Source organism: Halorubrum sp. Atlit-8R, from assembly GCF_003666025.1.
Classification (GTDB): Archaea; Halobacteriota; Halobacteria; order Halobacteriales; family Haloferacaceae; genus Halorubrum; species Halorubrum salinarum.
Genome location: NZ_QPLV01000005.1, coordinates 71155 through 86809, shown reverse-complemented (window position 1 = coordinate 86809; position 15655 = coordinate 71155). Strand labels below are relative to the sequence as shown.

Annotated in this window: 18 protein-coding genes and 2 tRNA genes; 10 read left to right on the top strand and 10 right to left on the bottom strand. The window is 61.2% G+C overall.

Features of this window, described 5'->3' with window-relative positions; all coding sequences use genetic code 11:
* Window positions 1-40 precede the first annotated feature (40 nt).
* Window positions 41-385 (bottom strand): DUF2087 domain-containing protein, encoded by a 345-nt coding sequence (locus DVK05_RS13080; RefSeq protein WP_121563951.1) that lies wholly within the window; start codon window positions 383-385, stop codon window positions 41-43.
* 133 nt (window positions 386-518) lie between these two features.
* Between DVK05_RS13080 and DVK05_RS13075 the strand changes: the two genes are divergently transcribed.
* The 3 genes from DVK05_RS13075 to DVK05_RS13065 all read left to right on the top strand — a co-directional run bounded on the left by DVK05_RS13075 (window position 519) and on the right by DVK05_RS13065 (window position 2265).
* Window positions 519-591: transfer RNA gene (locus DVK05_RS13075), tRNA-Pro, on the top strand.
* A 92-nt stretch (window positions 592-683) separates the two neighbouring features.
* Complete coding sequence (locus DVK05_RS13070; RefSeq protein ID WP_121563949.1) at window positions 684-1457, top strand: DUF429 domain-containing protein; 774 nt, start codon at window positions 684-686, stop codon at window positions 1455-1457.
* A gap of 106 nt (window positions 1458-1563) precedes the next feature.
* Window positions 1564-2265, top strand: coding sequence for a TVP38/TMEM64 family protein (locus DVK05_RS13065; protein WP_053772733.1), 702 nt, complete (start codon window positions 1564-1566; stop codon window positions 2263-2265).
* 51 nt (window positions 2266-2316) lie between these two features.
* On the opposite strand, the gene DVK05_RS13060 is transcribed toward DVK05_RS13065, so the two are convergent.
* Both DVK05_RS13060 and DVK05_RS13055 read right to left on the bottom strand, forming a co-directional pair.
* Window positions 2317-2739, bottom strand: coding sequence for a GtrA family protein (locus DVK05_RS13060; protein WP_121563947.1), 423 nt, complete (start codon window positions 2737-2739; stop codon window positions 2317-2319).
* Entirely contained in the window at window positions 2736-4259 is a 1524-nt protein-coding gene (locus tag DVK05_RS13055; protein ID WP_121563945.1) for a sulfatase-like hydrolase/transferase, read from the bottom strand. The genes DVK05_RS13060 and DVK05_RS13055 overlap by 4 nt, the downstream gene beginning before the upstream one ends.
* Window positions 4260-4417: 158 nt before the next feature.
* On the opposite strand from DVK05_RS13055, the gene DVK05_RS13050 reads away from it, so the two are divergent.
* Together DVK05_RS13050 and DVK05_RS13045 are read left to right on the top strand one after the other, a co-directional pair.
* A complete protein-coding gene (locus DVK05_RS13050; protein ID WP_121563943.1) occupies window positions 4418-5374 on the top strand; it encodes an alpha/beta fold hydrolase in 957 nt (318 codons plus the stop codon).
* A gap of 153 nt (window positions 5375-5527) precedes the next feature.
* Window positions 5528-5803, top strand: a complete 276-nt coding sequence (locus DVK05_RS13045; RefSeq protein ID WP_121563941.1) for a hypothetical protein — start codon at window positions 5528-5530, stop codon at window positions 5801-5803.
* 34 nt (window positions 5804-5837) lie between these two features.
* Here the strand turns inward: DVK05_RS13045 and DVK05_RS13040 are convergent, their stop codons facing one another.
* Complete coding sequence (locus tag DVK05_RS13040; protein WP_121563939.1) at window positions 5838-6365, bottom strand: hypothetical protein; 528 nt, start codon at window positions 6363-6365, stop codon at window positions 5838-5840.
* Window positions 6366-6448: 83 nt separating this feature from the next.
* Here DVK05_RS13040 and DVK05_RS13035 point away from each other — a divergent pair.
* Window positions 6449-6523: transfer RNA gene (locus DVK05_RS13035), tRNA-Val, on the top strand.
* Between the two features lie 701 nt (window positions 6524-7224).
* Here DVK05_RS13035 and DVK05_RS13030 read toward each other — a convergent pair.
* Both DVK05_RS13030 and DVK05_RS13025 read right to left on the bottom strand, forming a co-directional pair.
* Complete coding sequence (locus tag DVK05_RS13030) at window positions 7225-7953, bottom strand: hypothetical protein (RefSeq protein WP_121563937.1); 729 nt, start codon at window positions 7951-7953, stop codon at window positions 7225-7227.
* A gap of 702 nt (window positions 7954-8655) precedes the next feature.
* The gene (locus DVK05_RS13025; RefSeq protein ID WP_121563935.1) at window positions 8656-9315 is read right to left on the bottom strand and encodes a queuosine precursor transporter; all 660 of its coding nucleotides are present in this window, start codon (window positions 9313-9315) and stop codon (window positions 8656-8658) included.
* Window positions 9316-9504: 189 nt separating this feature from the next.
* Between DVK05_RS13025 and DVK05_RS13020 the strand changes: the two genes are divergently transcribed.
* The 3 genes from DVK05_RS13020 to queC all read left to right on the top strand — a co-directional run bounded on the left by DVK05_RS13020 (window position 9505) and on the right by queC (window position 11544).
* On the top strand, window positions 9505-9966 hold the full coding sequence (locus tag DVK05_RS13020; protein WP_121563933.1) for a 6-pyruvoyl tetrahydropterin synthase family protein: 462 nt from the start codon (window positions 9505-9507) through the stop codon (window positions 9964-9966).
* The gene (locus tag DVK05_RS13015; RefSeq protein WP_121563931.1) at window positions 9966-10742 is read left to right on the top strand and encodes a 7-carboxy-7-deazaguanine synthase QueE; all 777 of its coding nucleotides are present in this window, start codon (window positions 9966-9968) and stop codon (window positions 10740-10742) included. Before DVK05_RS13020 ends, DVK05_RS13015 begins: the two co-directional genes overlap by 1 nt.
* Window positions 10743-10854: 112 nt before the next feature.
* Window positions 10855-11544, top strand: coding sequence for a 7-cyano-7-deazaguanine synthase QueC (gene queC / locus DVK05_RS13010; protein ID WP_121563929.1), 690 nt, complete (start codon window positions 10855-10857; stop codon window positions 11542-11544).
* Window positions 11545-11591: 47 nt separating this feature from the next.
* Here queC and DVK05_RS13005 read toward each other — a convergent pair whose 3' ends face one another.
* Entirely contained in the window at window positions 11592-11921 is a 330-nt protein-coding gene (locus DVK05_RS13005; protein ID WP_121563927.1) for a hypothetical protein, read from the bottom strand.
* 241 nt (window positions 11922-12162) lie between these two features.
* On the opposite strand from DVK05_RS13005, the gene DVK05_RS13000 reads away from it, so the two are divergent.
* Window positions 12163-12360 (top strand): type II toxin-antitoxin system ParD family antitoxin, encoded by a 198-nt coding sequence (locus tag DVK05_RS13000; protein WP_121563925.1) that lies wholly within the window; start codon window positions 12163-12165, stop codon window positions 12358-12360.
* Between the two features lie 1348 nt (window positions 12361-13708).
* On the opposite strand, the gene DVK05_RS16945 is transcribed toward DVK05_RS13000, so the two are convergent.
* Genes DVK05_RS16945 through DVK05_RS12995 form a run of 3 tightly spaced genes read right to left on the bottom strand, consistent with a single transcriptional unit; the run spans window position 13709 to window position 14761 of the window.
* Window positions 13709-14008, bottom strand: a complete 300-nt coding sequence (locus DVK05_RS16945; protein ID WP_147437782.1) for a hypothetical protein — start codon at window positions 14006-14008, stop codon at window positions 13709-13711.
* Between the two features lie 37 nt (window positions 14009-14045).
* Window positions 14046-14390 (bottom strand): hypothetical protein, encoded by a 345-nt coding sequence (locus DVK05_RS16940; protein WP_121598748.1) that lies wholly within the window; start codon window positions 14388-14390, stop codon window positions 14046-14048.
* The gene (locus DVK05_RS12995) at window positions 14390-14761 is read right to left on the bottom strand and encodes a hypothetical protein (RefSeq protein WP_121563923.1); all 372 of its coding nucleotides are present in this window, start codon (window positions 14759-14761) and stop codon (window positions 14390-14392) included. The genes DVK05_RS16940 and DVK05_RS12995 overlap by 1 nt, the downstream gene beginning before the upstream one ends.
* Window positions 14762-15655 lie beyond the last annotated feature (894 nt).

Genomic DNA, 15655 nt, shown 5'->3' with positions numbered 1-15655 from the left:
CCGGCGAACGGAGCGGGCGACGGTCGCCCGTCGGGGAGCGTCAGTCTAACGCACCCAGGTCCTTCGCGTGGCGTTCGAGGTGGTCGTTCGCCCGCACGTCGGCCTCGGAGAGCTGGAGGGCTCGGATTTCGTACTCGTTCTCGCGGTTGTCGTACCGGACGTGGCCGAAGTTCACGAACTCGCGGCGCAGTTCGATCGGGTTCGAGAAGTGCTCGCCGATGCGGCGTGTGAATTCGTCTTTCTCGCAGACTTCTCCGACCTCGAATTCGCGGGCGAGCAGTTCCTCTAACACGAGCAGCTTGAGCGCTGCGTTCCCCGGCATCGACTCGTTCCTGCGGTGTTTCTCGAACACCGTCTCGCGGTCCCGGTCGAAGTCGAGTGTCACGGTCCCAAGACGCCCGATCGCGGAATAAGCGTTCGGCACGTGTGCGAGTGAGGCGCATGGCTCGGGATCGATCGAGCGCGTCCGGACCCCCTTTCGGAAGGATTAAAAGAACGAGCGGCCTTCTGTCGAGTGCGGGCCGGTGGGGTAGCTTGGTATCCTTCGGCCTTCGGGTGGCCGTAACCACGATTCAAATTCGTGCCGGCCCACTTCTCCCGCATCCGTTCGCCCCGACGAGCCGCGGCGCTCGGTTTCGGACGCACCGAACCGATTGAGTGTCCCGAGCGGGAACCGATCGGTAATGCCAACCGACACCGTCGCGGGCGTCGACTGGGCGGGCGGCGCGTGGCTCGCGGTCGTGATCGACGGGGACGGCGAACCGGACGCGCGCCTCGAACGCGACCTCGAAGCGCTGTGGGCGGACGGCGTCGATCGGATCCTGGTCGACGTGCCGATCGGGCTCCCGGACGACGCGGAGACGCTGGCGGCCCGGGAGGCCGTCGACGCGGCCGCGCGGTCGGCCAGCGGCCGACCGAGCAGCGTGTTCCCGGTCCCGTCTCGGGGCGCGTGCGAGGCGGCGATGGACGGGGCCGACTACGAGACCGTGAGCGAGCGGAACCGACGGGACCTCGACAAGGGACTGAGCCGGCAGTCGTACCACATCGCGCCGGCGGTCGGCGAGGTCGACGCGTTCCTCCGAGGGGACGAGGCGGCGCGCGAGGCGGTGATGGAGGCGCACCCGGAGGTGTGCTTCCGCGGGCTCGCCGGGCGCTCACTCGACCACTCGAAGACCGGCGCGCCGGGCGTCGGCGAGCGGCTGGACGCGCTCGCCGCCCACCTCGACGAGCCGGGCGCCGCGCTCGGGGATATCTGTCGGGGGCTGGCCGACGACGCCCCCGACCTCGCGGAGGCCGCGGACGCGACCGTCGACGACGCGGTCGACGCGCTCGCGCTCGCCGTCGTCGCGCGCCGCCCGGCCGACGAACTCCGGTTCCTGCCGAGCGACGCCGACTACCGCGACGCCGAGGGGATCCCGATGCGGATGGCGTACTGGAGCGCGGAGCCGCTGGCGTGAGACGCGGCCGGGATCGGGGCCCGGCAGCATACCTCCGGGGAAACGAGCGAGATCCGATTCCGACGTTGGTAAGGTTCAAGTCCCTCTGTCGCCCGCTACGACACGAATGAAACTCTTCTCCTCGCGGGCGGACCGCCGGCGGGGGATCGCGGCCGCGGTCGGCGTCGCGGTCCTCGCGGTCGGGCTCTACGTCCTCGTGAGCCGCTACGCCGGCTTCCTCACCAACGCCGAGGCCCTCCGGACGTGGCTCGACCAGTTCGGCGTCTTCGCCCCCATCGTGTTCATCGGTCTCCAGGCCCTCCAGGTCGTCGTCGCCCCGATCCCGGGACAGGTCGTCGCCCTCGTCGCGGGCTTCCTCTTCGGCTCGCTCTGGGGAACCGTGTACAGCCTCACCGGCGTGCTCATCGGCAGCGCGGTCGCCTTCTCGCTCTCGAAGCGGTACGGGCGCTCCTTCGTCGAGAACGTCATTCACGAGGACGTGATCGAGCGGTTCGACGGGTTCGTCGACACCGTCGGCGTCCCGGGGCTGTTCGCGTTCGTCATCATCCCCGGCCTCCCGGACGACGCCATCTGCTTCCTGAGCGGCCTCACCAAGTGGTCGCTGCCGACGTTCATGGGCGTCATCGCCGTGGGGCGGCTCCCGGCGTACGTGCTGACGGTGTACGCCGGCGGGGAGCTCGCCAGCGGGCGGTTCCTCTCGGCGATGGCGCTTGTCGGGCTGGTCGTCGCCGCGTCCGCGGTCGGCTACTACAAGCAGGAGGCGGTCCGGGACCTCGTCGAACGGGTCGAGCCGCGGCTCCCGTTCTGAGGCGCGCGGCGCGCTCGCCGGCCGAGCGGGCCGCCGGTGGTCGACACGGGGCTACCCCCACGTCCACTGCGCGTCGAGCACGAAGCGGTAGAGGCCGCTGATGATGATCGCGACCACGTTCGCGACGAGGTACATCACGCCGCCCCACTCGACGAGCGCGGCGAGGACGCCGAGCTGGATCGGGATCGCGGTGCCGCGGACCAGGTTCGTCTTCAGCAGTCCGGTGAGGTACTCGGAGACGCCCGTGTTGCGGCTCGCGCGGAACGTCCACGCGTTGTTGAGGACGTACGAGCAGACGATCGTGATCTCGATGGCGATGGTCGCGCCGACGAGGTAGTTCAGTCCCGCGGTGTCGACGAACAGCCAGAGCAGCGCTAACTGGAGCCCGGCGGTGAGCGCGCCGACGACGACGAACCGCCGCATCTGGACCGCGATCGGCCCGCTCGCGAGGTCGCGCAGGACCGCTCGGATCATTTGTACCCGAGCGCTTCGAGGCGGGCTTCGAGGTCCTCGTCGACCTCCCCCTCGTCCTCGCCGCGCTCGGCGGCCGCCGCGGCCGCCGCCGCACCGCGCTCGCGGAGCAGTTCCGCGTGGGCGTCGACGACGGGCGCGAACCGGTCGATGACCGCCTGCGCCTCCGCGTCGGGGTCGACCGCGAGGTTCGTCTGCTGGGTCGGGTCGGAGGGGCGGTGGTACAGCTCTCGCTCGCCGGCGTCGACGTTCTCGATGTACGTCCAGTCGTCGTCGCGCGCGCTGACGAACAGGTCGCCGTCGGACAGCGACCGGGGGATCGGCTGCTGGGTCACGTCCTCGCCGCGGACGGTCACCGAGACGACCGGGTCGGCCGCCGACTCCTCGTCGGTCTCCGAGAGCGCCCCGTCGCCGCGCAGCGCCGGGAGGAGCGACTCGCCGTGCCAGTCGTCGGGCGCGTCGACGCCGAGGAGGTCGGCCACGGTGGGCGGGATGGCGTCCAGCCCGACGCGGCCGTCGACGCGCCCGCCGTCGAGCCCGGGGACGTCGGCCACGAACGGGACGTGGATCAGCTCGTCGTACAGCTTCGGGTAGTGCGCGAGGTGGCCGTGCTCCTGGAACTCCTCGCCGTGGTCGCCGACGAGCAGGACCGCCGTGTCGTCGCGGACGCCGGCCGCGTCCAGGGCGTCGAGCAGCCGGCCGACGCTGGCGTCGACCTGCCGCACCGTCGCCTGGTACAGGGTCCGTAGCTCGTTGAGCGTCCGCTCGCCGACTTCGAGGCCGAGGCTCGTCCGGGCGTGCGCGTGGAGCATCTGGTGGGTGCCGACGATGCCGTCCGACACCTCGCGGATGTACCGCGGCGCGGGCACGTACGGGGTGTGCGTGTCCATGTAGTGGACCCACAGGAAGAACGGCTCGTCGGTGTCGTCGACGAACGCGGTCGCGCCGTCCTCGACGTCGAACATGCGCGAGGCGTCGAGGAACGGGCGGTCGTCGCTGTCGCCGCGGAGCTTCGAGCCGAGCCGGCGGATCGGCGAGGTGGCGAGCTGGATCCACGCCTCGACGGTCGGATGCGCGGCGAGGTACCGGCTGTAGACGCTGGAGCCGACGCTCGTGACGAACGGCTCGAACTCGTCGAACCCGTCGGGGTACCCCCAGTGCTCGGTGAGGAACCCGTTGGCGGCGTTGAAGCCGCCGGTCGCGATCCCGGCGTCGGAGAGCGCCTCCGCGAGCGTCACCGACTCGTCGACGCCGATGTCGCCCGTCCGCGCGAACACCGGCTCGGAGGCGAGGATGGCGGGGAACGAGAACGGCGTCCAGTTGCCGGTCGCGAACGCGCGGTCGAACACCGTCCCCCCGTCGGCGAGGTCGTCGATCACCGGCGAGCGGCGCTCGGCGTCGTACGGGGATACGGCGTCCGCGCGGAGTGAGTCCACGGTGACGAGAACGACGTTGGAGACGGGCGCGTCGTCGGTCGACGCGCCCGCGTCCGCGGCTGAAGGGGTCGACGAGTCAGATGTCATAGGGTACGGTGCGAATCCCCGGAGAACGCGCTCACCGCGGCGGACTTCGGGATCCGCGAATATACCTGGAACGGCGGTAGCCAGCGGCTTGAGGATTTCGATCCCGGGCATCTCCCGTCGAGCGTACCTATTTGCCGGTGCCGACACACCGTGTCGACATGGACGAGACGCCAACCGGCCGGCCGGTCGACGACGCGGCGCTGCCGGAGTCGGTCCCCGACGACGAGATTCCCGAGTCGGTTCCGGGCCGATCCCGCGCGGTCGAGACGAACGGCGTGCCGCTCCACGTCGTCGAGGCGGGCCCGGAAGACGGGAAACTGCTGGTCCTGCTCCACGGCTTCCCCGAGTTCTGGTACGGCTGGCACGACGCGATCGCGTCGCTCGCGAACGCGGGCTACCGCGTCGTCGTCCCCGACCAGCGCGGCTACAACTGCTCCGGGAAGCCCTCGGCCGTGCGCGACTACCGGATCGACGAACTCGCGCGCGACGTGGTCGGGCTGATCGACGCGTACGACCGGGAGACGGCGGCCGTCGCCGGACACGACTGGGGTGCGGCGGTGGCGTGGTGGCTCGCGCTCCACCACGAGGACCGCGTCTCGGAGCTGGTCGCCGTCAACGTCCCGCACCCGACCGTCTTCGAGCGCGCGCTCCGCACCTCGTGGGACCAGCGGCTCAAGAGCTGGTACGTGCTCGCGTTCCAGTTCCCCAAGCTGCCCGAGGCGATCGCCAGCGCCGGGAACTGGCGGCTCGCGACGAACGCGTTACGCGACACGAGCGCGCCGGGCACCTTCACCGACGAGGACCTGCGGCGCTATCGCCGCGCGTGGGACCGCGACGGCGCCTTCGAGGCGATGGTGAACTGGTACCGCGCGATCGTCCGCGACCGCCCCGAGCCGGCGACGACGGAGGTGACGGTGCCGACGCTGGTCGTCTGGGGCGCACGGGACCGGTTCCTCGCGCGCCGACTGGCCCACGAGAGCGTCGAGCACTGCGCCGACGGCCGGCTGCTCGTGATCGACGAGGCGAGCCACTGGGTGGTCCACGAACATCCCCACCGCGTCGCCGAGGCGATCGCGGACCACGCCGACCCGCTGCCGCCAGGGGCGCGAGAGTAGATCCCACGAAGCGGTCCCGACGCTTCATTCTCCGGGGCGGTCTCGGCGTTCCCGAGTCGGGCCCGGCGTTCGGGATGGACGACGCGCCGCGACGAATACTGTCCTCAGTGCGCCGCCACAAAGATTATATCTGCCCTTCACCAAAGGACAGATATGAGCAAGCACTTCGAAGACGCACGGTACTACCTCGGTCGAGCGGCGGAACACGCGAAGGCGGGCGTGAAAGAGGAGTTAGCGCCTGTCGAGGAACGAGTGAAAGAGCTCGTCGGCCGGGAGGACGACGAGGAGCCGGAGCCCTCGCGGCTGGACAAGCTCCAGGCGGACCTGAAGGAGCTCGAAGAGCGCGCCGAGGGCGAGGCCCGCGATGCGGTCGCGTCCGCTCGCAAGCGCGTCGCGGAGTACCGCGGCAAGGACACCGCCGCGGAGTAACGACGCTCCTCTCGGCGCGAGCGTAGACGTCGAGTTACTTCAGCGGCGGGCCAGCCGTCGCGGCCGCGTCGCCGCCGATCCGCTGTTCGGCGGGCAGCACCGCGTACTCGACGTCGGCCGCCTCGAACAGCGACCGCACCCGTCGGATCCCCTCCTCTGCGTCGACGTCCGTCGCTCGGTAGTGGCGGATCGGGTGCCGGATCCACGACGGCTCCCAGTGAGCGTACACGTCGGTCGTCGAGCGGTCGGCGCCGGCGTACAGCGCGAGGTGAAGCTGGTCGTCGCTTTCGAGCGGCCCCTCCGGGTACCGGACCCAGCTGGCCACGGTGGTCTGCGGGGGCGTCTCGTAGTCGCGGTACTTGAGCGAGGAGACGAGGTTGCGCACGAACCCGAGCCGATGGAGCCGCGCCTCGACGACCGGGTACGGTTCGCGGAGCGTGAGCGCGTACTGCTCCCGTGGCGTCTCCCGCTCGGCGTAGAGGCCGACGAGCGACAGCGGCGCGTGGAGGAGACTCGCGACGCCCTGGCGGAGCCGTTCGAGGAAGCGGAGTTCGTGGGTCACGACGGGGGATCCGGGCGGCCGCGAAATGAAGCTTCGGCGTAAAGTAACTCTTAAGTCCGGACGTCGGATACCTCGGAGTGAGCGGGTTGGTGGTCTAGCCAGGTTATGACGGCTCCTTCACACGGAGCAGGCCGGCGGTTCGAATCCGCCCCAACCCATACCAACTTCGTACGGATTGTAACCGTACGATTTCTCCATCTTCAGACCTTCTAACCACATTTTCGGGTTTTTCGGCCGGGGAATTGGAGGCGTTGTGAATTCGTAACCCAATCGATATCCTGCGCGGGTCGTCGCCATCTGGGGATTCCACGTATTCGTACTGCTAGAGGATTTAAAAATGCTGGTATATCGTGCCTATAGTTACCAACTCACTTCAAGAGCGCTGTAGGATTGATAACACGGGTGGACTGGGCAACGATCCCTGAATAGACCAGCTGCCATTGACTGTGACATCAGCCTCGACTGTTACATCCTCCATCACCGTCTCTACGACTTCGTCTCCATCTTCAGTCTCGACAGGGGATCGGACACGTACGTGTACTGTATTCAAATAGACTGGCCTCTGCCGGTGCTAGCATCGTTGAACCCATTACTTTCGGAAGGCCGGTCTCCAAAGGACGCCACGTCGTTACTCTGTCGTAACGCTGGTGGAAGATAGGTCGTAACGTTGCGCGAAGATAATAACGACACGATAGTTTGGAAAATAATGGGCGAGGGGTAGGGCGGTAGGTACACTCAGCACTAACGAAGTGATGTTTACGACCGATAGTGGTCCGAAACTCGTGACAGGCCATCTATGACCCGTCAGTCGTCGTTACGGCCCTTCTGGGGTCCAGTGTTACGACGGTGTAACGCTGGCTCAGTGATCACCCCCAGCGGCCTCTCTGGTCCAGTCGATCCATTCCCCACGGTCGGCGACGAGTTCGAGCCGTCTGTCGCCCTCGCGCATGTGGATCAGGTTTCCATCGTCGTAGGGGTCGCGGTCATCAGGTTCCTCGTCCGAGGAGAGTTTGGCTACCCAGCGCATGACCCGTACGACGGTATTCCGATTCCATGACTTAGAGGACCTGTCGGTCTTCTCAGCGAGGATGCGACGTACTCCATCGGAGTCGAGCCGCATTTTCCCCGACCAAGATCGGGACGTAGGGCCGAATTCGGGAAAGACCAGCGTCGCCCTCTCTTTGTTGGCGGAGAGGTCACTACCACCCTGCTGACGCAGTGCGATTGCCCGCTCGATCGGGAGCGCGTCGTGGTCCATCTCGTTCCGGACGACGACGTCTACTTCCCCCTCTTCGAGCTTCCTGGTGCGAGCTTCGAGCTCCTGAACACGGTCTTTGGTCGCACGCTTCATCACCGCGGTACCGAGGGGGAATTCAGCTCCAGTCGTGGACCTGACGGACAGATCCTCGATCATCCCGGTATCCCACTCGAATTCTACGTCGTTCTGGAGCTGCTTGGAATGAGCTGCCAGCTTCCGCTCTATCGCTCGCCGAGCCTCACGTTCTTTTTCGAGTTCGTCACGGAGGTCCTCAACCGTCTCCCGCAACGATGTGAGTTCCTCGGCGGTTGGGTCTTGGGCGGTGCTCATACGCTACCACCACTCTTCCGGAACCAATTCCGTGGATTCTTCCAGCCGATTTCGTCATCTTCGATTCGACGGTCGGGACTACCAACCGGTCTGATACCGTTGCCAAGGACGTAACTTGGCGGTGTTGCCTGCTCCATCTAACCAGGGTCTCCCTCTCGAGAAACCAAGGCTGAGGTATGGCCGGATATGGGAGGCCGTCGCAACCGCGGAACTTGTTCTCCGAGGCCCATCGTAGAGGTCAGCGCTGTCGTCATATTTGGTGGTCAGTGGAGGTTTAGGTAAAAGGGTTAGCCCCTACCCTATGACCAGTCGGACGGTTTCAGGCTGATCAATGAGGTCAAGGCTCCGATTCACCGGCCGGGTGGCATCGGCCTTTGCTGATTGGACGACACAAGCGTTGTCGAGGTGCCGTACGTCGAAGTTGACCTCGGTGAACGGGAGCCAAACGACGGGGTCTCCAAGGGTACCGAGTGTAGCAGCGGTCTCGACAGTTGGATAGAAGACCTCAAGAAGCGCTTGACCCGCCGGTGAGGCCTCGTACGTCCTGACTTTCTCCGGATCAAGCCGCTCGATTCGGGGTTTCCAAGAATGCACGCGAGGGTCTCTTGCGTCGTCCCTGTCACGTCTTAGAGGTCTGCTCGCTCGCACAGGTGCTCGGCTAATACAGTCATTCAACAGAATTATATTCAGTATATCTTCCAGCTAAGTTGGTCGTTCTACGAATTCTGTGACGGCGTAGAACGGGACCGTATCGATCAGTGCCACTAATAGTTTCACGATGTACTGCCCAGCGACAATCGACACGAGCGCCCAACCCCACGTTGGGTCCCCACCAAGGCCGAGTGCCGGGAAAATAGCGAAACCGAGTGTGATGAATACGACCGTGTCCACACCTTGACTAATTGCGGTCGAACCACAGTTTCGGAGCCAACGATGCCGACCAGCGGTGCGAGTCTTCAGATTGGCGAATAATCGGACGTCGAGATGTTGGGCGGCCGCGAGCGCGACGACTGAGGCGAGGATAATTGATGCGGAGCCACCAAGCGTCGAGACGAATGCTTCTTGTCCGCCGTAGAACGGTGCAGACGGCATCCAGATTGCGAGAAACACGAGCGCATACGCAATGACGAGCGTGACGACAGTTCCGTTGACCACTGTCGCAGCATATTCTTTTCCGTGGTACTCGACGAGCAGGTCTGAAGCGAGATACGCGACGCCGAAGGCGACAAAACCAGCGGGGACGGCGACGCCACCGAGCCCGGGCAGTTCGATCCACGTCAGTTTCGCGGCAAGGACGTTTGCGAGGACGATTGAACCGGCGAACACAGCGGTGAAGATCGCGCGAGTATCCTCAGTCTCCATCAGTTGTCACCGCCATCTGTGATCGTACAGTTGCGTGTGATGCGTTGGTGTCGCTCGGGCCGAGTGGATACCGGCGAGTAACGGGGGACCTGGCAGAGGAAGGATGATCGTGAGTGTGAGTGGGACTGCTGTTCCATCGATGTAGTAACGAAACTCAATATTTATATATTCTCCGAATATTCTTCGAGTATGGCCCGAAGTATATCCAGAGACGAATCCGAAGCAGATGTGCTTCAGGAAGCAGGGCAACGAACGCTGCTGATTGGCGAGGAAAACCCGATTCGGATCAGCTCGGGCCATCGAATCCTCCATCACGACGGGAAGTGCTCGCGGCCACACGGGCACAACTACGAGATCACCGTCGAAGTGACCGGCCAGCTCACCGAGGAGGGGTGGGTCGTCGACAAAGGTGACGTCACGGACGTCATCAATGCGTGGGATCACCGGTTCCTCGTCGAAGAAGGTGACCCGCTCGTCGACGCGTTCGAAGCGTCCGGCGACGGCGACGCGCTCGTCGTGTTGGACCATCCACCGACGGCCGAGGTGATGAGCGTCTTGCTCGAACAGCGAATGCTCGACGCGTTCCCGGACACCGTCTCGGACGTGTCGGTGTCGGTGAGCGAAACCGACGAGCTCTGCGCGACCTACTAATGCCGGTCGCAAGTGATGCCGAGGAGCCCACGACGGACGCTGATGCGGCTGGTGAGGGACTCCCGATCAACGAGGTGTTCTACTCGCTACAGGGCGAGGGAACGCTTGCTGGCGTCCCCTCCGTCTTCGTACGGACCTCTGGATGTAACCTGCGGTGTTGGTTCTGTGATTCGTACCATACGTCGTGGGAGCCGACCGGGGCATGGCGTGACGTCGACTCGATCGTGGACGAAATCCACTCCTACGAGCAGGCTACCCACGTCGTACTCACGGGTGGGGAACCACTCATCCACGAGGAGTCAGTCGAGCTCTTAGAGCGACTGGCCGCCGAAGGGTATCATACAACGGTGGAGACGAACGGGACGATTTACCGGGATGCGCCGATCGATCTGGCAAGTATCAGCCCGAAACTGGCGAGTAGCACGCCGACACCGGATCGTGACCCGAAGGGCGACGGGGAATGGGAAGAGAAACACGAGCAGAACCGAATCGATATGGATGCGCTCTCCCGCATGGTTGACGCGTACGAAACACAACTCAAGTTCGTCGTGACGGACGAGTCTGATCTTCCGGAAATTACGAACCTGGTTGATCGAGTGAGAGCGGCAACGGAGGCGACCGTGGCGGACGATGACGTGTTGTTGATGCCGGAAGGCATGACGCGTGAGCAACTCGATGGGACGCGAAGCGAGGTCGCAGAGTTAGCGATGGAATACGGGTACCGGTACACCCCTCGGCTTCATGTTGATTTGTGGAACGACGCCCCTGGAACATGAGCACTACACGACGAGATTCCGGTCAACGTAGAGCGGTGCCGGAAGTGTGGTATGGGCATCGCTCGCGGGTTGGTGGACAGAACGATGACAAATCCGACGTAACTGAGCAGACATGAGCAACAAAAGCGCGGTGGTTCTGGTGTCCGGCGGGATGGATAGTGCGACAGCTGTGTACGAGGCGATAGAGCAGGGGTACGAGCCGTACTTCCTCCACACGTCGTATGGGCAGCGCACGGAAGACAAGGAGTACGAGTGTGCGAAAGCACTTGCTGAGGAGGTCGGTGCGGCTGACTTCCTGCACATCGAAACAGGGCACCTCTCCCAAATCGGCGCGTCAAGCCTGACAGACGAGGAGATGGACGTGGCTGATGCGGATCTTGAGAGTGACGAGATTCCGACGTCGTACGTGCCGTTCCGGAACGCGAATCTGTTGTCGATGGCGACATCGTACGCGGAGGCAACCGGGTCGTCAGCCCTGTTTATCGGCGCGCATTCAGAGGATTTCTCCGGATACCCTGATTGTCGCCCGGCATTCTTCGACGCTTTTCAGAACGTGATCGACGTCGGGACGAAACCCGAGACAGAGATTGAATTGAAAGCACCGTTCGTTGAGTGGTCGAAAACGGAAATCGCTGAGCGAGGATTGGAACTCGGCGTGCCGTACGACATCACATGGTCGTGTTATCGTGACGAGGAACCGGCGTGTGGTACATGTGATGCGTGCGCTTTCCGGCTTGAGGCGTTCCGAAATGCCGGGTCACGCGATCCAATTACATACGCTGAGCGGCCGGATTTCTCGTGACAAGTCTAGTCAAGCGGCGTTGAACACAGTAGTCCAATCTGTCGATGTTAAGATTCGGCGCCGATGTCTCCTGTAAATTCAGCTTCGCCGTTGAGCCGCCCCGCCACCCCGTTCATGGCATAGATGAGTGTCGCTGCGACGTCGAACGCGTCGGTTCGTGACAGTCCAGATATTGGTTTCGTGACGAATTCCTCACCATCCGTGTTCACGCCGGTGAGTGGAGTTACGGAATACTGCCCGTCGCCCATCGTTCCGTCAAGGCGGACGAAAATTGTTTGATCGTCATCGAGGACCCACTCGATGTAGTATTCGTCGTGAATCTCTTCGCTCCACCCTGGGGGGTAGTAGTCGAGGTCCTCAGTTTCGCTTTCAGGCATGGTGTCTTTGAGTACCGTATATAGCAGCGATTAAAAATCTGTGTTCCACTCTTCGCTTGAGTTCTCTCTGAAGGCCATTCCACAGGCACCGACCGAGTGCGCAGATGTATTGGTGGCTCCCGTAATCCATCTGTTCAGAGATACCACGCTGTTTACAGCAGGGCATGCCGTATCGGTATCAGGCGGCTAGACCGGTGTCCTGTGCGGTACGCTGAAGAGATTCCTCTGCGAATACAACTGTATGCCGAAGGTCAGCGTTGAAATCCCTCAAGAACTGCTTGATGACCTCGACGAACACGTCGGTGACGACGGGAAGTTCGTCAATCGGAGCGACGCAGTTCGAGCGTCAATCCGCAAGACACTGGATACCCTCGATGAGATTGACAAACGGCACGGGCGGGTTGATTCACCTGAAACTGGAGACGGAACACATGACTGACAAGGACACGATACTGAGAACTCAACAGTCGTACCAAGCCACGATAATCTGACTGCTATCATCTCTATCTGGATCACCGGTATCAGATTCTACAGTTGATATACGACCAATAGGGCAAGTTACAACTGCTTATTTTATACTCGTCGGCAGGCGGACACAGACCGCACGACATCGTTAGTCTCTCTGAAATCCCACGTTAGGGCGCGAGCATCGGGAATTCAGGCTAACAGTTACATTAGTTACACCGGTCGTCCAAAATAGAGACGTCTTGCTCAGCTCAAAGTAGTTGATGCCGAGATTGAGATAGTATTGAATTGGGTAATTGGTCGTGTCGGCAGTTTGGACGGTCGTGGTGAGATCGACATCGAACAAACGCTCCTGGTTGACTGCCTGACCGAACCCCACGCGAGCCACCGTTCTATAAGAAATCATACACTCTGTACAGTAGTTCGTCCTTCGAGACCCATATCATCATGAATAGATACGGCGTGTCAGAAAACCGAGATAGAGAATCAAGTCTCTTCGTGCGATTTCAAAATGAGTGTGGGCAGCTTGCCCACATTTCTATAATTGAGCAAACCCATTCACCAGTCACAAATCGAAGGTGGAAGCCGAAAATTCAGGACTCTCACTTTACTGACTGTGCCGTTGTCTCTTATCTGATATGGGGATTCTACTTCTGTAATGTGATTCTCAAATCGATGTATACAGTTTGCCCACATTTCTATAATCGAACCGATATGTGTGGTACAGACTCCCCCGGCTGATTCTGGCCGATTTTTCTTATCACTGGAGTGAAATAGTGCGTGTCAAAAAAAGTGATTTCGACACTCGGCTGTTGTCTTGCGATTTCAAAATTGGTGTGGGCAGTTTGCCCACATTTATATCATCCCGAGAGGGTATATTCAGCCTAGTCTGGTAGATACAGTAGATACTTGGCGAAAGAAATATCTAAACTCTGTTTTGTGTTCTCTGACGCTCTAAGAAAGCGTGAGATGGATATTGTGGAAAACGGCCAAAATCTCTCACGCTTTCTCTTAGGATTAGAGAAGTTCTTAACGAATCTGGTGGTGTTATATGGCGAAATAGTACGGCGTGAGGGCCGATTTGAGTCCGTAAGAACCCATGCCTATGAGCCATTAAGGCGAGCAGACGTTCTGTCGTCACTGAGACGGCAACTTCAGGTGCCAGTTGGACTCGGCTACTCGCAGGTCCATGACAATGATCACTCAGTTCGATTAACTATTGTATCGGAGTCGCACTGAGTGGGCGGAAGAATAACATAGGGGAGATATTGTATGGTGACTGTTCGAAACTTTCGAAGAGCAAGCTCCGTGACCGGCAGCAGTCATGGACAATATTCAAACTCTAAGTGCTCGCTCAGTTGTGGCGCTTTGGTCGAGCTTTCGTCGTCACCTATATATCCAAGAGTTCGATCGACGAGGACCATGTCTTCCCGTGCGGCAAGTTTCAGTACCGGGGAGACGTCCGGTATCTCTTCCTCGGACGCGGCGGACCAATGAATGACTACAATCGGATCGTCGAACAGTTCGTCAAGTGGTCGTTCCAACCCGGAAAGAGAGCTCTTCACCACCTCGAATCGGTCAAATACGCTATCGACCGTGGAGACAAATTCTTTGAAGCCCATATTGGCGCACGCTCACGATCGAAAATCTAGTCTGAAGTCAGTAGAGCGCATTCGGGCTAGTGATGTCGGAGAACACGGAACCACCACTCTCTCGAAGAGCGGTGATCGCATCGTCTGAGAGGTCGTCCGCCGACACGACAACGGAACCGTATAGTATATCATTCGAGGCGTCGAGGACATCACAGCAATCTCTCTGGAAGATCGACGCCGGATAGCGGGCAGGGCCGAGTTCGACCACTGTTTTTGTCCCCCGCTCACGGCGGGTTGGTCCAGCAGACCGTGTCCCGATGAGAACGACCGGATCGTCGATATTGATGCCAAACTCGTCTACATCAAGATGGACATCCGACAACTCGTAGAGTCCGATAGGCGTCGCGAGCATCAGCGACCCCCAAAGTGACTGTCGTAGAGTTCGTCGACCGCCGTAGCCATCTCATGGTACCCCTCGTGGTGCTCTCCCGGTGCGATCTTGTTGTAACCTGCGTCAGTATCGATGACACCGGCGGACTCTAAAACTGGCAGATAAATATCCAACATCAGCCCTCTCAGCACCGATGCACTGATTTCCTGATCGAACTCCTCGTCAAGAAGTGTCGCACGGGTGAGTTCCTTGAGAGATAGCGGTTCATCGGCGTCTGCAAGAACTCGTAGGATGATCCGGTGTTCGGTATCTCCCAAGATGGAGTAAATCCTCACCTTCGGATAGTCGTACTGTCGGTCGTCGGGAGCCGGTGATTGCGTTGCCTGTGTCATTGTCGAATGATTGGAGTGGAGGGCTAACTTCGGCACTCCGCTACTGGATGGTGGAACGAAGTAGCATTAACAGCGGCGTCCACAGTCTCTGCTCGACAGTAGCACGCTTCTATGCCCCGAAATGATACGAAACAGCCAATTCGAAATCTGGTGGCGCCAACAGAACCTACTGGAGTCTAACTATCATAATGAGAGGTTGTTCTGAAAAGCAAGGTCGCATGCTCGCGATGAAAGGGCTTGAAGTCTAACTACAGCGATTACTACCCAGTTCAGTCGTTAGATTCGAGGATCGCTGCGAACTAACAGTCCTATTGCTGTCTCGAACTCCGGGCCGGGACGGATCGTATTGTCTTCGAACCTGACGACGCCGTGTTCTGCGAGGCGCGGAAGATGACGTCGGCGCAACGTTTGGCGAACGTGATCGTAATCGGGGTTCTGATCGGAGTGTTGGTCAATATGATCGCGAAGAGTCAGAGCGAGTTCTCTGAGCGACAGTTCCCTATTCGGAGCGGCCAACACTTGTCGTACGACGTGTTGACGGCGGGCGTTAGTCCATAGCTTGGCCTTATCAGCGATGGCACGGGCACTGTCGTCGAAGTGTTGTGGGTCCTCTCCAAACTGTCTGGACTCGTCTTCATCATCAGGCGTCATCGAATTCCTCCTGCCTGGTAGTCTTTTGATTCCGATGCGTCCACGGTTGAGCACAGGATTCAGGACGTGTGAGTATGTATCGTAGCATGCGGTCGGTCTGGTCTGACCGCATCGAGGTCTGAGCACCCACGGGCCTAGCGTGGGTGTTCGCCTCTTCTGAGGCGGCTCATACTCGACGCGGGCAAGTAGTTTTGAGGGGTGGGAATCCCATAACTAGTGGGATGTTCACTCAGCACACGGTAT

Bases quoted from the DNA above. Each gene is read 5' to 3' on its own strand.
- queC (WP_121563929.1), top strand. From the start codon at position 10,855: ATGAGCAACAAAAGCGCGGTGGTTCTGGTGTCCGGCGGGATGGATAGT.
- DVK05_RS13050 (WP_121563943.1), top strand. From the start codon at position 4,418: ATGGACGAGACGCCAACCGGCCGGCCGGTCGACGACGCGGCGCTGCCG.
- DVK05_RS13045 (WP_121563941.1), top strand. From the start codon at position 5,528: ATGAGCAAGCACTTCGAAGACGCACGGTACTACCTCGGTCGAGCGGCG.
- DVK05_RS16940 (WP_121598748.1), bottom strand. From the start codon at position 14,390: ATGCTCGCGACGCCTATCGGACTCTACGAGTTGTCGGATGTCCATCTT.
- DVK05_RS13020 (WP_121563933.1), top strand. From the start codon at position 9,505: ATGGCCCGAAGTATATCCAGAGACGAATCCGAAGCAGATGTGCTTCAG.
- DVK05_RS13055 (WP_121563945.1), bottom strand. From the start codon at position 4,259: ATGACATCTGACTCGTCGACCCCTTCAGCCGCGGACGCGGGCGCGTCG.
- DVK05_RS16945 (WP_147437782.1), bottom strand. From the start codon at position 14,008: ATGGGCTTCAAAGAATTTGTCTCCACGGTCGATAGCGTATTTGACCGA.
- DVK05_RS13065 (WP_053772733.1), top strand. From the start codon at position 1,564: ATGAAACTCTTCTCCTCGCGGGCGGACCGCCGGCGGGGGATCGCGGCC.
- DVK05_RS13060 (WP_121563947.1), bottom strand. From the start codon at position 2,739: ATGATCCGAGCGGTCCTGCGCGACCTCGCGAGCGGGCCGATCGCGGTC.
- DVK05_RS12995 (WP_121563923.1), bottom strand. From the start codon at position 14,761: ATGACACAGGCAACGCAATCACCGGCTCCCGACGACCGACAGTACGAC.
- DVK05_RS13005 (WP_121563927.1), bottom strand. From the start codon at position 11,921: ATGCCTGAAAGCGAAACTGAGGACCTCGACTACTACCCCCCAGGGTGG.
- DVK05_RS13015 (WP_121563931.1), top strand. From the start codon at position 9,966: ATGCCGGTCGCAAGTGATGCCGAGGAGCCCACGACGGACGCTGATGCG.
- DVK05_RS13030 (WP_121563937.1), bottom strand. From the start codon at position 7,953: ATGAGCACCGCCCAAGACCCAACCGCCGAGGAACTCACATCGTTGCGG.
- DVK05_RS13025 (WP_121563935.1), bottom strand. From the start codon at position 9,315: ATGGAGACTGAGGATACTCGCGCGATCTTCACCGCTGTGTTCGCCGGT.
- DVK05_RS13070 (WP_121563949.1), top strand. From the start codon at position 684: ATGCCAACCGACACCGTCGCGGGCGTCGACTGGGCGGGCGGCGCGTGG.
- DVK05_RS13000 (WP_121563925.1), top strand. From the start codon at position 12,163: ATGCCGAAGGTCAGCGTTGAAATCCCTCAAGAACTGCTTGATGACCTC.